Here is a 15,477-nt window from a genome sequence, read left to right as displayed (position 1 = left end):
ATAATACGTCTAGTCATTCATCCCTGAAACTACGGAGGTCCTTGGGGAATGTTAGAACTGGGCGTCAATATCGATCATGTGGCGACGCTGCGCCAGCAGCGTCTGACCACATACCCTGATCCAATTCAGGCCGCTTTGCGAGCAGAAGAAGCCGGAGCGGACCTGATCACCTTACATCTGCGTGAAGACCGGCGTCATATTCAGGATGCCGACGTCGAGGCCATGCGCCCCGTGCTGCGTACCCGGATGAATCTGGAATGCGCCATCACCACCGAAATGCTGAACATCGCTTGCCGGATCAAACCGGACGATGTCTGCCTGGTTCCCGAACACCGTGCCGAACTGACCACCGAAGGTGGGTTGGATGTGGTCGGTCGTCTGGATCAGGTCAAGGCGGCAGTGCAGCAACTGCAGGACGCAGGCATTCGTGTGTCGCTTTTCATTGATGCCGACCCCGCTCAAATTCAGGCGGCCAGCCAAGTTGGCGCAACCGTGATTGAACTGCATACCGGCACCTATGCGGACGCTCAAACGCCCGAGCAAGCCGCTAGCGAACTGGAACGCATCCGTGCGGGTATCGCCCAGGGTGTGTCGCAAGGTTTGCGTGTGAATGCCGGTCATGGCCTGCATTACGGCAACGTACAGGCAATTGCCGCCTTGCCGGGTTTGGCGGAGCTGAATATTGGCCACGCTATTGTTGCCCAGGCCGTTTTTGACGGTTGGGAAAAAGCCGTGCGCGATATGAAAGCCCTGCTGGTGCAAGCGGGCGCTCCTGCTCAAGCCTGACTGAGCCCTGCCTTTCAGGGCAGGGCACTCTTAACCGATTCTGGAAATACGATGAGTACCATTGATTCTTTATTGTCCCGTCGCTCCATCAAGCTGGTGCAAGGCCCCGGCCCGAGCGAGCAAGAGCTGGATCTGATTTTGCGCGCCGCCATGTGCGCTCCTGATCATGGCCGTTTGCAGCCATGGCGCTTTTGCCTGATTCGCGGTGAGAACGTGCAGGCATTGGGCGAGCTGGCCATTGCCGCTAACGAACGTGCTGGTAATCCTTTGACCGAGCAGAAAGCCGCCAGCGTTCGCGCCTGGTTGTCCAAAGTGCCCATGCTGATTGCTGTGGCCAGCCACATCGATCATGGCGAAGAAAAAATTCCAGAACTGGAACGTGTTCTGGCAACGGGTGCGGCCGTCAGCAATATGCTGCATGCAGCGCATCAACTGGGTTTTGGCGCGTTCTGGAGCACCGGCCTGGGCACCTACGGCGAAGAAGTCCCTGAAGCCTTGGGTTTTGATTCCCTGGATTACCAGTTCCTGGGCTTTGTGTCGGTGGGTACACCGATTCATAAATTAGGCCCTGCGCAGCGCCCTGAGCCTCAACAGTTTCTGACTGAGTGGCAAGCTGCCTGAAGTCTGGCTAGTGATGAACCGGCTCTGAGATAGGGCTGGTTACCTGGCATCACCCTGGAGGGTGATTGCTGTGGAATGTTTTAAAAAGCCTGAATCCTTTCTGGATTCAGGCTTTTTTTGTGTCCTAGGGTTTGTACTTATAGGCATGAACCTAGCCCCGCTTTTATCATTATTCCATACATTAGAATGACATTCCGATTAACGGAATATCTACAGGAAAATGATGAAACGAGTCAGCACACAGCACCTGATGCTTCCCGATGGGGCCGAACTACATTACGTAGAAATTGGGCAGCCCAGCGCATCTCGTCCATCCGTGCTCATGCTGCACTCCCTGTTTTTCAATGGCGGCATGTTCCTGCCCGTGATCCAGGCGCTGCAAAACGAATGGCACATTATTTGCCCGGATCATCGTAATCAGGGTTTGAGCACCGCAGGCCAGAAACCCGCCACCATGCATCAGTTGGCACAGGACTACGCGTTCCTCGCTCAGGTGCTGCAGCTTTCTTCTCTGCATGTAGTGGGCAGCTCGATGGGAGGTTATGTGGCTCAGGAGCTGATGCAGTGTGCTCCTCAGCAGGTTCGTTCTGCCGTCCTGTCTTGCTGCACCTCAATGGCTGAACAGCAGAAAGAGCGTTTCGATCAACTGGAAGCGCAACTGCGTCGTGATGGCGGTGCGCCCTATGTGTCGGCCTTGCTGCAAACCATGTTTGGGGACGCCTTTCTGACCAGCACAGACCTTGCCGCTCAGGCTCAGCAGGAGCAGTGGCGCGACTACTTCGCACACTTGCCCCCCAGTATTGCCGACTCAGTCAATGGTGTGTTTGCCCGTCCTGACTATCAGCCTTTTTTGGCAGGCAACACCACCCCTCATTTGTTGATCAGCGGCGCTTTGGACAGAGCCAAAAAGCCTGCTGATATGGAGCATATGCACAGCTTGCTTCCAGACAGCACACATACGGTATTTGAGCAGTCCGGCCATACGGCGCCGGTTGAAGTGCCCGAGGCCTTCGCACTGCAAATTGAGAATTTTTGGAATCAAGTTAATTAATGCTGCAAGGATTAATTCATGCCAGTTACTGAATCTACTGAGCTGCCGACGGCCATGGCGTTCGGTGTACATGCACAGCCGATACGCGATATTGCCTCAGACCAGGCGAGCCAGTTTGTTGTTGAAGATGGCGCCGTCTTGTTGCGTGGCAGCCAGAGCCGTTCCAGCGGCAGTCAGGCTTTTCCTGTCCGTGCAGTCTGCATGGAAACAGGTGCCCGTGACATGCAGGACATGTTTTTTGGCCCGTTTGGAAAGCTCTACAGTTTTTCCACCATTTACGTTTCTGCGTCGCGCCCCACGCCTTACACCTTGGGATATGTGGATTTTCCTAACGGGGTGCGTGTTTTGGCACACGTACGTTGTGAAGACGTGAGTGCCTTGTATTGCGATATGCCTGTCAGCACCGCCACGGATGGCAATGACTGGTTTGTAACTCCTATGTCGGCGGAGAAGTAAGGTGAGTGAAGCGTATGTAGTCGGCGCGGCCATGATTCCCATGGCTCGTCATAAAGAATCCAGCTATACCGGTTTGGCCTTGCCTGCCATCCTGAACGCGATGGCCAGTGCTGGTGTACAGGCTCAGGATATTGATGCTGTTGTTTGCGGCCACGCCTTTGGCGGCATGTTGACGGGACAGCGCTTGGTCAAGGAAATCGGTATTGGCACGGTGCCCGTCGTCAATTGCGATAACGCCTGCTCGGGTGGGGCCACGGCCATTCACTTGGCGTGGAAAGATATCCAGGCTGGCCGACACGACGTCGTACTGGTGATCGGTGTGGACAAGCTCACGCAGTTTGGCGGAGGCACCTTGCCTTTGGTGCAGGAAGATCCCGAAGTCCAGCAAGGTTTGGTGATGCCTGCGGTATATGGCATGCGTGCTCGTCGTTACCTGCATGAACGCAATCTGGGGCCAGAAGTTCTGGCACAGGTCTCCATCAAGGCTCGCACACACAGCAAACATAATCCCTATGCACAGTATCGCGATCCGCTGACGGTGGAGCAGGTGCTGGCATCCCGTCCTATTTGTGATCCGCTGACCTTGCTGCAATGTTGCCCTACGGGTGATGGCGCGGCAGCCTTGATCATGGTGTCCGAGCGTGCCTTGAAACGCTTGCAGAAACCTGCCATGCGTGTCGCTGCGTCCGTGCTGCATTCCGGTCAGGCGACCAGCGGCTTTCGCGATATGACCCGTCCCGAGATTTCAGCGGAATCCGCCCGCGACGCCTACAAGATGGCGGGGATCACCGCCCAGGATCTGGATGCAGTTGAGCTGCATGACGCGTTTACAATCGCCGAACTTATTTATTACGAAGCACTAGGTTTGTGTGAGGTCGGGCAGTCCGCTCAGTTTCTGCTGGATGGCCGCAGTACCTACGGCGGTGACGTGGTGGTGAACCCCAGTGGAGGTTTGCTGGCCAAGGGTCACCCAGTGGGAGCAAGCGGTGTGGCCCAAGCCGTGGAAATGTACTGGCAACTGACACACCAGGCCGGAGAACGTCAGGTTCCTGATGCTCGCTACGCCATGACTCACGTCACGGGTGGCGGTATTGCGGGCCTTGATCATGGTGCTTGTGCAATCCATATTTTTGAAGCCCAGATATGACCACACAAAACACGTCCACCTCTACTAGTTCAACCGGAACCGTAAGCCGCGCGCTTCAGCTATTGGCTGTCTTGGCCGAGTCCAACGGCCCGGTAACCGTCAAGCAAGTGTCCGAGCAAATGGGCCTGGCCCCTTCAACGGCTCACCGCTTGCTGAATCTGCTGCGCAAAGATGATTTTGTTGCGGTGGTCAGTGGTGGCAGTGGTTTGTACAGCATTGGGCCTGAATTTTATCGAGTAGCGGCGCAAGTCATGAGCGCTGAATCCAAGCCTGCATTGGCACAAAACTCTCTGGACGAGATTGCTTCCGAGTTCAACGAGACCGTTCTGTTTGGCACGTATGCCGTCAGCGAGTCGGCCATGAGTTTTGCCGCCATCGCACGGGGCGAGCACAAGCTGCAATATCAGATTGATTTGCACAAGCCCATGTCCCTGGTATGGGGCGCGTCCGGCAAAGCTATTTTGGCGTATCTGGATCAGGACACGATAGAGCGTGTGTATGCCAAGGCTGAAACCTCTCCGGCGCAAGATGCACCTTTGCCTGCTTTGGAGTCGCTCCTGGCAGAACTGAGCGAAGTGCGCCAGAACGGTTATGCCCACAGCATGAGCGAGAAGTTGCCCGATGCACGCGGGGTTGCCGCACCTGTCTTTGATAACCACGGCATTGTGGGCTGTATTTGTTTGACCATGCCCACCACCCGTGTGCCCAGTGCAGGTTTGAGCGCCATTACCGCTGCCGTTATTCATCATGCCGAAAAACTGTCCGAGATGTTCGGATACCGACATAGAAAAACCAAATTATGAGTCATACCGCTACCGCGCAGCCCCTGGCAGGCTATAAGGTCATCGACCTCACTACCTTTTTGTCCGGTCCCTTTTGTACGCAAGTGCTGGGGGATCTGGGGGCTGAAGTGGTCAAGATCGAGGCACCGGAAGGTGACTCCAGTCGCAGTATTCCCCCCCATTTTGTGGGTGAGGATAGTGCTTACTATCTGAGTATCAACCGCAATAAAAGCAGTTTGGCGGTAAATCTGAAAACCGCCGAAGGGCTGGATCTGGTTCGACAACTGATCCTGAAAGCGGATGTGGTTGTGGAAAACTACCGCCCCGGTGTGGCAGCCCGTCTGGGCCTGGATCCGCAGGCCCTGTGTGAAGAGCATCCCGGTCTGGTCTGGGCGTCCATTAGTGGTTTTGGACAAACCGGCCCGGATCGCGACAAACCTGCGTACGACATGATTGTGCAAGCCTTGTCAGGCGTCATGAGCCTGACGGGCGAAGAGGGCAGACCCGCCGTACGTTTGGGTATTCCAGCCGGTGATACGGTGGCTGGCCTGTACGCGACTATCGCTATCAATGCTGCCCTGGCTGACAGGGAACGTACTGGTAAGGGTCGGATTGTGGATGTGGCGATGCTGGATTGCCAGTTAGCCATGCTGTCTTATCAAAGTGCTTACGCCTTGATTGCGGACGTGACGCCTGCTCCCCAAGGGGCCAAGCATGATTCTATTCCTACCTATCGCTCTTTCCGAGGTGGGGATGGCCGCGAGTTTGTAGTGACGGCCAATACCGAGAGAATGTGGCAAGGCTTGTGCCGTGTGCTGGGCCTGGAGTCGCTGATTGACGATGAGCGCTTTCAGAATGGCGCCAGCCGTCTGAAAAACAAACAGGCCTTGTGGGAGCTGCTTGAAAGCGCTTTCGCGACCCAGGCGGCTGCGCATTGGATTCCATTATTGGAAGAGCATAGCGTGCCGGTTGCCCTGATCCAGTCCGTTCCAGAGGCATTGGCACATGCACGCGATTCAGAGCGCAGCATGATTCTGGCCCTTCAAAATGAAGACCACAGTATTGAGGTGGTTGGAAACCCCATCAAGTTCGTGGGCGCTGATGCTGCTCCATCCCGGTTCCCGCCCAAGAAGGGCGAGGATGATGCGCGCGTGTTGGGTGAGTGGTTAAGCCTGTCTGCTGAAGCCGTGTCGTCTTTACAAAGTAAAGGCGTGTTGTTGAACAGCACGTGCAGCCAAGCATGACGACCCCATTGGCCAGGCTTCATTACCCAAGCTCTTTGCTCGTCGCAGAGACGGGCGCGAGCCGTGATGAGTGTGTCATTGCCTTGCACTCCATCGGGGTCGATGCGTGCTCCTTTGACGCACTGTTCAGCCACTTGGCTGCCGATTACCCGTGTCTGAGCTACGACCTGCGAGGTCATGGCTCGGCCGCCGCGCTATCGCATTTCGACCTGGATACCTTGGTGGACGATGCCGTCAAGGTGGTGGAGTCCTGCCGTTTTGACAAGGTTCATTTGCTGGGACATTCGATTGGCGGGGTGATTGCAGCGCTGGCAGCGGCCAGGCTGGCCGATCGTCCCACTAAAACGGTGCAAAGCCTGAGCATTATCGCCAGCCCGCCGATGGGCTTGGCGGTATTTGGTGAGCGTGCTCAGGCCATGCAGCATGAAAGTCGTCAAACCATTGTAGAGACCACCATGCAGCGCTGGTTTGGTGGGCTGGAGACCAGCCCTGAGCTAGCCCAAGCCATGCAGTACGCAGAGCAACAGCTCAGCCTGGTTCCGGTGGAGACATTGCTGAGCAGTTGGCAAAGTCTTGCCCAGTTTTCCGGGTACGGCGACCTGGCGGCGCACTTGCCGGCCACTTTGCTGCTGACGGGCAGCCAGGATCTGTCTACCCCCGCCAGTGCCATGCAGATCATCCTGGATGCTTTGCACAAGGCGGGCAAGACACAGACCGCGCTACACATTATTGATGGGGGAGGGCACATGTTGCCACTGACCCCGCCCGATACCTTGATTGACTTGCTATTGGCGCATTTCAAGGCATCCGGCACCACTCATTTTCGCTAGGAACGCTTATGTCAGACTTTACAGGCCGAATCGTTGTTGTCACAGGTGCCGCCGCAGGCATAGGCCAGGCTGTATGCCAGCACCTGCTGGAGCTGGGCGCTATCGTTGGCGGTATTGACCGTCAGCCTGAGGGCATCCCGGAAGGGGCTACGGCTTTGATTGCTGATGTGACCGATCAGGAATCCTTGAATCTGGCACTGGCCGGGTTCGCCCAGGAACAGGGTCGCATTGATGTCTTGGTCAACAACGCCGGTGTGAGCTTTGTGGGCACGATAGAAGATGGCAGTGACGAAGACTGGCTGCGCATTTTTAATATCAACGTGCTGGGCTATATGCGTAGTACGCGTGCGTGTTTGCCGTATTTGCGTCAGTCGAAAAATGCCGTGATCGTCAATATGTCTTCTTGCACCGCGATCAATGGTTTGCCCGAGCGTGCGCTGTATTCAGCCAGCAAAGGGGCGATCCAGTCCATGACGCTGGCCATGTCCGCCGATTTGATTGCCGAGCAGATTCGCGTAGTGGGCATTGCCCCCGCCACCGTAGACACCCCCTTCATGACCGAGCTGGCCAATCGCACTAGCGATCCGGTGGCCAAGCGCAATGAGTTTCACGGTCGCCAACCCACCGGGCAAATGGTTCAGCCCGAAGAGGTTGCTCGTCTGGTTGCCCACGTTGCCCATCCGGGTGCGCTGTCTTACACCGGCACCATCATCAATATTGATGGTGGTATGGCTACCTTGCGTATGCCTGCCTGAACACATTCATACCCATATCAATAAGGAACTATCGTGAGATTTGAAAATAAAACAGTGATTATCACCGGAGCGGGCCAAGGGATTGGTCGTGCCTACGCGCAAGAATTTGCCAAGGCAGGTGCTGCGGTGGTGGTGGCTGATTTGAACATCGAAAAAGCACAGGCTGTTGCCGCAGAAATTCAGGCAGAAAATGGTCAGGCACTGGCCGTCAAAGTTGATGTGTCGGACGACAAGAGCACGGCCGAGATGGTTGCGCAGGCAGTCAAAGCCTTTGGCACGGTGGACGTGCTGATTAACAATGCGGCCGTTTTCTCGACCCTGAAAATGAAGCCATTTGAAGAAATCGACGCAGACGAGTGGGACTTTGTGATGGGCGTGAATGCCCGTGGTGTCTTTAACTGCATCAAGGCGGTATCGCCCTTCATGAAGCAACAGCAAAGCGGCAAGATCATCAATATTTCTTCCAGCGTTGTGGTGACGGGCCGTGCGAATTACGCGCACTACGTGGCCTCTAAAGGGGCGGTTGTTGCCTTGACCCGCGCCCTGGCCACCGAGCTGGGTGAGTACTGCATCAACGTCAATGCTATCAGCCCGCACGGCATCGTGACTGAAGTCCCACGCGACACCATTCGTCCAGAGCAATGGGACGCCATCATCGCTGCCCAAACCCTGAAACGCAAAGGGGATGTCAGCGACATGATCGGCGCCACCATGTTCCTGGCTTCTGATGAAAGCAAATACATCACTGGTCAGACACTGAACGTGGATGCTGGTCTGCGTTTTAACTAATCCCACTTAGCAAGAGGCTTCCAAGCATGAGTGCACATAACTTCACCATCACCCGTTCTTCCAACCGCAAACACCTTATCGCTGTGATTGATGGCCCGAACATGTCGAGCCTAGGTAAGCGCAGCAAAAAAGTCTATGGAAACATCCAGTCCCTGGACGAGCTCAAGGAGTGCGTGCGCAACTTTGGTGAGCAGTTGGGTGTAGAGGTAGAGAATTTTTCGTCCAATCACATGGGCGATATTTTGGAATACATCCACGAGTCCGCTCATCGGGTGGATGGCTACCTGATCAATCCCGCTGGCCTGACCACGATTGGGGAAGGCGTGCGTCATGCCCTGGAAGACACTGAGCTGCCCGTGATGGAAGTTCACTTCTCGAACATTGCTGCCAGTGCAGGCGCTGCCCGTGGTTTGGGTGGTGGCAGCATTCAGTCCAGTTTCACCCATACCGCTACTGGCATTTGCATGGGCATGCGCCATTACAGCTATCTGGCTGCCTTGACCGCCATGACCCTGGCTCTGGATGATCAGAGCTTCCTGGGTCGCCCTTCCGGTCAGTAGTCCACCTCTTTTCATATAACGATTAATACGGAGGAAGACATGAAAAAGTTTTCTCTACTCGCTACCGTTTTTGCCGCTGTTGGCTTGTTCAGCAGTGTTGCCGCTCAGGCAGAAATCAAACCCGTTACGCTGAAGTTTGCGCATATTTATGCCGTCCAGGATCATTGGGGGCAAACAGCAGAGCGCTTTAAAGCCGCTGTTGAAGAGCGTTCGGGCGGGAAAATCAAGATCAATATCGACGCCAATGGTTTGACTGGTGACTGGCCTCAGTCCATTGAAGGCCTGCGCATGAGCACTAATCACATCGTGCTGCAAAGTGTGGGGGCCCTGGATCGCTACGCAAAATCGGCCGGTGTCGAAGCCTACCCCTACCTGATTCGCGATATGGATCACTACCGTGCGGTTTATACCGGCCCAGTCGGCCAGGAGCTGTATGACCAGATCGCCAAGGAAAGCGGGTTCAAGCTGGTGGGGGCGGCCTACCGCGGTGCTCGTTACCTGACATCGAACCGTGTGATTCAAAACCCGGATGATTTGCACGGTTTGAAAATGCGTGTCCCTCCACTGCGTATGTATCGCAGCACCTGGACCACGCTGGGTGCCAGCCCGGTGCCTATGGGCATGGCCGAGCTGTTCACTTCCTTGCAGCACGGCATGATTGATGGCCAGGAAAACCCCCTGGAAGTGATCAAGAACGTCAATCTGTTCGAGGTGCAAAAGAACGTGGCTGAAACTCAGCACACCATCGGTGCCATGACCTTGATCTACTCGGACGCCTACTTCAAGAAACTCCCTGAAGAAACACGCCAGATTCTGCAGGAAGAGGGCGAGCGTGTCATGAAGGAAGCCACGGATCGCATGATCGTGGAAGAAGAAAACATGAAGCAGTTCCTGACCGGAAAAGGCATGGCATTTAACGCCGTTGATCGCGAAGCCTTTGCGACCAAGATTAAAGCCATGGATGCAGAGTTCCCCGAGCTGCAGGTTTGGCTGGATAAAATCCGCGCCGTTCAATAATGAAAAAATCGGGACATGTGTCACCCGCATGTCCCGACCCCACAGGTAAAAGTTATGACAACTAACAACGTACCGACCAAAACAGAAAATTGGGCCGATAAAAGCGCGTCTGTTATTGAAAAGGCGCTGGACTGGATTATCGGCAGCATGATGTTTGTGATGTGTGCGGTTATTGCATGGCAGATCTTCTCTCGCTACGTCCTGAAAGATATGTCCTCCTGGAGTGAGGAAGTCGCTCGCTTCTTGATGGTGTGGATTTCCTTGCTGGGCAGTGCGGCTGTCTTGCGCCGTAGTGGTCATGTCACGGTCACGATTTTGCTGGATCACATTTCAAGCAAGCTGAAACGACGCGTCTTGATTATTCGCGACCTGCTGATGCTGGCGACCTTGCTCTGCATCACTTACTACGGTTGGGAATTTGCGCAAATCAATGCGGTTCAGCTCTCGGCAGCGATGGATATCCCCATGTCCTGGGTCTATGCGTCCCTGTGGCTGGGAATGGGCTTGTGCGTAGTGATTTTGCTGTTAATCCGCTTGGGCAGTCAGCCTGATTGGACATCCGGCAGTACCGACGAGCATCCCTAAGTACGGAAAACACTTTTTATGATCACCGTAACCTTAATTACCCTTCTGACGCTCATTCTCATGCTGATTGGCATGCCGATCGGCTTTGCCATCACGGCGGGCGTTCTGGCTGCTTTGGTAGCACTGGGTGATATCAGCTTGATGGCGGTTCCCCAGCAATTGTTCAGTGGGCTGGACAGTTTTTCCTTGCTGGCCATTCCGTTCTTTGTCCTGGCTGGTAGCCTGATGACCTCCGGTGGCCTGACCAGCCGCTTGCTGGATTTTGCCAATGCCTTGTTGGGCCGTTTCAAAGGTGGCCTGGCCATGAGCGGTGTGCTGGCCTCGGGCATGTTTGCCGGCATCTCCGGCTCGGCCGTCGCGGACACCAGCGCTTTGGGCCGCATCATGATTCCCGCCATGATCCGCTCTGGCTATCCCCCCGGTTTTGCAGGCGGCGTCATTGCAGCCGCGAACGTGGTGGCTCCCATCATTCCGCCTTCCATCCCGTTTATTGTGGTGGCCGTACTGACAGGCCAGTCCATCACGACCTTGTTCTTGGCCGGTGTGGTGCCAGGCGTTCTTTATATGCTGTCCATGCTGGTGATGAGCTGGTGGATCAGCAAGCGCAATAATTTCCCAACACAAGGCAAAGCCTCGGGCCGGGAAATCTGGATTACCTTTAAGAACTCGGCCTTCGCCTTGTTGCTGCCAGTCTTTATTCTGGGTGGCATTCGCAGCGGTATTTTCAACATTACCGAAGCGGCCATCATGGCTGTGATTTATGCCTTGGTCGTCGGGACGCTGATTTACCGTCAGATCACCTGGAAGATTTTTGTAGACAGCCTGGTTGGCGCAGCCCATACCACCGCTGTGATCATGATCATCGTTGCCGCAGCGCGTGTCTTTAGCTGGCTGCTGGCGTATGTCAGTATTCCCGAAGCCATTTCCGCTTTCGTTTTGGAAAACATCAGCAACCCGCTTGTGTTCCTGCTGTTCGTCAATGTGTTGTTGCTGATCGTGGGTATGTTCCTGGAAACCAATGCCGCACTGGTGATGTTGATTCCTGTGCTCTATCCCATTGCGATGAAGCTGGGGATCGATCCGACTCACTTTACCGTGGTGGCCGTCGTGAACCTGTGTATTGGTCTGATTACACCGCCAGCCGGTTTGTGCCTGAATATTTCGTCCTTGCTGGCTCGTATCTCGTTGGAGCGTGGTGTGGTGGGGATTGCTCCCTTCCTGTTCACGGCCTTGCTGGTACTCGTCATCTTGACCCTGTTCCCACAAGTGTCGGTGTGGCTGCCTAACTTGGTGGCTGGTTCCTAGCCTATCTATAGATTGGCACTATGCCGCTGCCTCTCAAGCCTTGTTGAAGGTTTGAGAGGCATTTTTTTTAGAGCCGTTCTGCTTCAAGAGATCTGTGGGATGCCGACAAGTGCGGCCTGTGTCTGGATGAGCCTGCGCTCAGGCAGTTTTTTGTGCCGACCCGGAACAATGGCCGCCTTCCAAACCGTCCAGAATGGGGCAATCGGGCTGGTGGTCACCCTGACATTGTTCGGCCAGCACCCGCAGCTTGGCTGCCATGTCCAGCAAGAGGGCAGCGCGGCTTTCCAAGGCTTTGATATGGGCCTGTGCCAGTTGCTTGACCTCGCTGCTGGGGCGTTGCTGGTCGCGCCACAGGCTGGTCAGTTGCTGGATGTCTGCCAGATTGAACCCCAGCTCCTTGGCACGCACAATAAAGTGCAGGGTATCTAGGTCCTGATCCTGGTAGACACGATAGCCATTGGGGGCACGGTCACTATTTAACAGTCCCAGATCTTCATAGTGCCGGATCATCTTGGGTGTCAGGCCGGTGATGCGGGCCGCTTCACTAATCAGCATGGGCTTTCCTCGGGCAGTACGGGGGGACTGCGTTATGATTGAAAAGGTCGATTCTGCACATTGTAGAACGGGTGCTCGGGTAGGTCATCAGGCCCCTGATTGCCTTAGTATGAATTCAAGGAGCGGTTATGAAAGAAATTCAGTGTGATGTTGCCGTGATTGGAGCGGGGACAGCGGGCATGACAGCGTATCGCACGGCCAAACGGGCCGGCAAGAGAACGCTGATGATCGAGTCGGGCCCTTACGGCACGATGTGCGCACGGGTTGGCTGCATGCCCTCCAAGCTGCTGATTGCGGCTGCCGATGCGGCGCATCACGCGCGTCATACCGCTCCCTTTGGTGTGCATGTGGACGGCGATATTCGCATTGATGGCAAACAGGTCATGGACCGGGTGCGTCGTGAGCGTGATCGCTTTGTGCGGTTTGTCGTGGATGATGTGGAAGGCTTTGATGCCGAGGATAAAGTGCGTGGCCATGCCCGCTTTGTCTCCGAGCATGTGCTGGAGGTGGATGACCATACTCGTATCACCGCAAAGCACGTGATTATTGCCACAGGCTCCACGCCCGTGCGCCCCAAGGAGCTGGAGCCGCTGGGAGCCTTGCTGATCAATAACGAGGATGTTTTCGACTGGACGGATTTACCGGAAAGCGTGCTGGTTGTCGGTACGGGCGTAATTGGTCTGGAGCTGGGGCAGGCGCTGGCGCGTGTAGGGGTGAAAGTCTCCATTATCAACCGCAGCCAGAGTCTGGCCGGTCTTTCTGATCCCGAGGTGCGTGAAGCCGGACGGGCAATTTTCAGCCAGGAGCTGAACATTCGCGCTGACGTAGCCGTATTGGGTAGCGAAGTTGTCAATGGCAAGGCACGCGTGCGTTTGCAGGTGGATGGTAAGGAAGTGGTCGAGGATTACGACTACGTGTTGGGTGCCGCCGGGCGCAGTCCGCAACTGGACAATCTGGGCTTGGAAAATACGCCAGCGCAGTGGGATAGCAAAGGGCGTGTGGTCTTTGACATGGACAGCCTGCAACTGAAAGGCACCTCCATTTATCTCGCGGGTGATGTGAATCAGCGTGCGCCTATCTTGCACGAGGCAGCGGATGATGGTCGTCTGGCCGCTTTGCAGGCCATCAGCAATGGCCAGGACGAGCCTATGGCGCGTCGTGCGCGCATGGCGGTGGTATTTAGTGATCCGCAGGTGGCTGTCGTTGGTACACCCTTCAAATCACTGCCAGAAGGCGCGGTGACAGGGAGCGTGAACTTCGGCAATCAGGGCCGTGCTCGCGTGATGCTGGTTAACCGTGGCTTGCTGCATGTTTATGCGGACAAGGAGGGCAAGTTCCTGGGAGCCGAGATGGTCGGGCCTCAAGCCGAGCATATCGCCCACCTGTTGGCCTGGTCCTTGCAGATGGGGCTGACCCTGGATCAGATGTTGGCGATGCCGTTCTACCATCCGGTACTGGAAGAAGGTTTGCGTACGGCCTTGCGTCAGGCTCAATCTGCTTTGAAATCTTCCTGATGGATTTCTGACAGGCCGCAAAGCCTGTCAAAAAGCACCCGATCAGACTTGGTCGTCAGGGTGCTGCTTCAGGTCCATGATACGGCGGCCGAGCTGCTCGGCCCGCTCTTGCGACTCTATATTGGTAAAGCCCAACAAGAGGCCCGAGCCGCAAGCAGCTTCACTTGTCCAGCGCGATAAGGCCTGCGCATAGATGCCGTTCTGGCGCAGGCGATCGGCCAGCGCACGATCAGTGTGATGACCTTGCATCCTGACCAATAGATGCATGCCACCCGGTTGCGGATCAATGGACATGCTGGCACCAAACGCTTTGGATAATCCCGCTGCCGTGGCCTCTCGGCGCTCTGCATACAGCCTTCGCATGCGCTGAATGTGGCGTGCAAAATGCCCTTCGACCATGAAGGAGCTGAGCAAGGCTTGCGTCAGTCCAGGGATACCGCTGCCCAAAACCTGTTTGACGGCGTCAAATCGCTGAATCTGCGCTTCAGGAACTACCAGATAGGCCAGGCGAATGCCGGGAAACAGCAGCTTGCTGAAGGTGCCTGCGTAAATTACACGACCATGATGATCCAGGCTTTTCAAAGCGGGCAGAGGCCGGCTGACATAGCGATATTCTCCGTCATAATCATCCTCCACGATCCAGCGTTGATTGCGCTCTGCCCACTCCAGTAAGGCTTGGCGTCGGGTCAGGGACAGCGTCACGCTAAGTGGGCTTTGGTGGGCGGGCGTCACGATTGCTGCGCTGGCCTGCGGTGCTTTTTGTATGCCCTCGGACACTCTTAAGCCTTGCTCATCAACGCCCACGGCCACCATGCTCAAACCCGAGTGCTGCAGTATTTCACGCGTTAATGGATAGCAGGGGTCTTCCACCCAGACTTGTTCATGGTTTTGCAAGAGTGCGTGGATGAACAGATGCAAGCTCTCTCGGTATCCCGAAGTAATGAATACCTGTGCAGGCGTGCATTGGATACCGCGCGCTACCTGCAAATGGGTGGCAATCGTGGCACGTAGTTCGGGCAAGCCATTTTGCGGTGGATAGGACAGGTCCGCAGCCTGCATGCTGCGCAAGTGTCTGGCGCCTAGACGCGCCCAGATCTTGCGGGGGAAAGCGTCCAGGGCAGGCAAGCCCATCTGGAATGGCATGGGCTCCTGCTCCTGATCCAGAGCCCTTGTGGACAGCGTAGTGGCAAGATGCGAGCTCGTTTCTGAGGGCCGGGCCTGCAATCCCGGAGTAACTACCGTGCCCGCTTGCCCCCGTGGCTGCACATAACCTTCAGCATGCAGCAAGGAGTAGGCCATCTCGACGGTGCCGCGCGCCACTCCTAATTCCGTTGCCAAGCCGCGTGCAGAGGGAATCCGGTCGCCCGGACTCAGTGTGCCCTGAATGATAGCGGCCCGGAAGCGCTCATAAATCTGCTTGTACATGGGCTCATTACGGGAGCTGCTGAGCGCAAGGCGTTCAATAAATATAGGCAACATG

Annotated in this window: 17 protein-coding genes; 15 read left to right on the top strand and 2 right to left on the bottom strand. The window is 55.8% G+C overall.

Annotated features, from left to right (window positions below; translation table 11 throughout):
- Positions 1-48 precede the first annotated feature (48 nt).
- The 14 genes from pdxJ (at position 49) to JYG33_RS04890 (ending at position 11,928) form a co-directional block, all read left to right on the top strand.
- Complete coding sequence (gene pdxJ, locus JYG33_RS04955; RefSeq protein ID WP_207874922.1) at positions 49-786, top strand: pyridoxine 5'-phosphate synthase; 738 nt, start codon at positions 49-51, stop codon at positions 784-786.
- Positions 787-837: 51 nt separating this feature from the next.
- A complete protein-coding gene (locus tag JYG33_RS04950) occupies positions 838-1,407 on the top strand; it encodes a nitroreductase (RefSeq protein WP_207874921.1) in 570 nt (189 codons plus the stop codon).
- Between the two features lie 220 nt (positions 1,408-1,627).
- A complete protein-coding gene (locus tag JYG33_RS04945) occupies positions 1,628-2,458 on the top strand; it encodes an alpha/beta hydrolase (RefSeq protein ID WP_207874920.1) in 831 nt (276 codons plus the stop codon).
- An 18-nt stretch (positions 2,459-2,476) separates the two neighbouring features.
- Positions 2,477-2,914 (top strand): OB-fold domain-containing protein, encoded by a 438-nt coding sequence (locus JYG33_RS04940; protein ID WP_243430276.1) that lies wholly within the window; start codon positions 2,477-2,479, stop codon positions 2,912-2,914.
- 1 nt (position 2,915) lies between these two features.
- Entirely contained in the window at positions 2,916-4,061 is a 1,146-nt protein-coding gene (locus tag JYG33_RS04935) for a thiolase family protein (RefSeq protein WP_162090416.1), read from the top strand.
- A complete protein-coding gene (locus JYG33_RS04930; RefSeq protein WP_207874919.1) occupies positions 4,058-4,864 on the top strand; it encodes an IclR family transcriptional regulator in 807 nt (268 codons plus the stop codon). The genes JYG33_RS04935 and JYG33_RS04930 overlap by 4 nt, the downstream gene beginning before the upstream one ends.
- Positions 4,861-6,087 carry a CoA transferase gene (locus JYG33_RS04925; RefSeq protein ID WP_207874918.1) on the top strand — a complete coding sequence of 409 codons (1,227 nt, stop codon included), beginning with the start codon at positions 4,861-4,863 and terminating at the stop codon, positions 6,085-6,087. Before JYG33_RS04930 ends, JYG33_RS04925 begins: the two co-directional genes overlap by 4 nt.
- Positions 6,084-6,917 carry an alpha/beta hydrolase gene (locus JYG33_RS04920; protein ID WP_207874917.1) on the top strand — a complete coding sequence of 278 codons (834 nt, stop codon included), beginning with the start codon at positions 6,084-6,086 and terminating at the stop codon, positions 6,915-6,917. Before JYG33_RS04925 ends, JYG33_RS04920 begins: the two co-directional genes overlap by 4 nt.
- A gap of 8 nt (positions 6,918-6,925) precedes the next feature.
- Positions 6,926-7,672, top strand: coding sequence for an SDR family oxidoreductase (locus JYG33_RS04915; RefSeq protein ID WP_207874916.1), 747 nt, complete (start codon positions 6,926-6,928; stop codon positions 7,670-7,672).
- Positions 7,673-7,705: 33 nt separating this feature from the next.
- The gene (locus JYG33_RS04910; RefSeq protein ID WP_042480846.1) at positions 7,706-8,461 is read left to right on the top strand and encodes a glucose 1-dehydrogenase; all 756 of its coding nucleotides are present in this window, start codon (positions 7,706-7,708) and stop codon (positions 8,459-8,461) included.
- Positions 8,462-8,487: 26 nt separating this feature from the next.
- Positions 8,488-9,021, top strand: a complete 534-nt coding sequence (locus tag JYG33_RS04905; RefSeq protein ID WP_207874915.1) for a type II 3-dehydroquinate dehydratase — start codon at positions 8,488-8,490, stop codon at positions 9,019-9,021.
- 39 nt (positions 9,022-9,060) lie between these two features.
- A complete protein-coding gene (locus JYG33_RS04900; protein ID WP_207874914.1) occupies positions 9,061-10,038 on the top strand; it encodes a TRAP transporter substrate-binding protein in 978 nt (325 codons plus the stop codon).
- Between the two features lie 54 nt (positions 10,039-10,092).
- Positions 10,093-10,623 (top strand): TRAP transporter small permease, encoded by a 531-nt coding sequence (locus tag JYG33_RS04895; protein ID WP_207874913.1) that lies wholly within the window; start codon positions 10,093-10,095, stop codon positions 10,621-10,623.
- A gap of 18 nt (positions 10,624-10,641) precedes the next feature.
- The gene (locus JYG33_RS04890; RefSeq protein ID WP_207874912.1) at positions 10,642-11,928 is read left to right on the top strand and encodes a TRAP transporter large permease; all 1,287 of its coding nucleotides are present in this window, start codon (positions 10,642-10,644) and stop codon (positions 11,926-11,928) included.
- A gap of 138 nt (positions 11,929-12,066) precedes the next feature.
- Here JYG33_RS04890 and JYG33_RS04885 read toward each other — a convergent pair whose 3' ends face one another.
- Positions 12,067-12,483 (bottom strand): MerR family transcriptional regulator, encoded by a 417-nt coding sequence (locus tag JYG33_RS04885; RefSeq protein WP_207874911.1) that lies wholly within the window; start codon positions 12,481-12,483, stop codon positions 12,067-12,069.
- Positions 12,484-12,611: 128 nt separating this feature from the next.
- Between JYG33_RS04885 and JYG33_RS04880 the strand changes: the two genes are divergently transcribed.
- Positions 12,612-13,997, top strand: a complete 1,386-nt coding sequence (locus JYG33_RS04880) for a dihydrolipoyl dehydrogenase (RefSeq protein ID WP_207874910.1) — start codon at positions 12,612-12,614, stop codon at positions 13,995-13,997.
- A 42-nt stretch (positions 13,998-14,039) separates the two neighbouring features.
- On the opposite strand, the gene JYG33_RS04875 is transcribed toward JYG33_RS04880, so the two are convergent.
- Positions 14,040-15,476 carry a PLP-dependent aminotransferase family protein gene (locus JYG33_RS04875; RefSeq protein ID WP_207874909.1) on the bottom strand — a complete coding sequence of 479 codons (1,437 nt, stop codon included), beginning with the start codon at positions 15,474-15,476 and terminating at the stop codon, positions 14,040-14,042.
- Position 15,477 lies beyond the last annotated feature (1 nt).

Source organism: Alcaligenes sp. SORT26 (assembly GCF_017377875.1).
Classification (GTDB): Bacteria; Pseudomonadota; Gammaproteobacteria; order Burkholderiales; family Burkholderiaceae_B; genus Alcaligenes; species Alcaligenes parafaecalis.
Note: the sequence above shows the minus strand (reverse complement) of the source record. Positions and strands in the feature narration are given on the sequence as shown.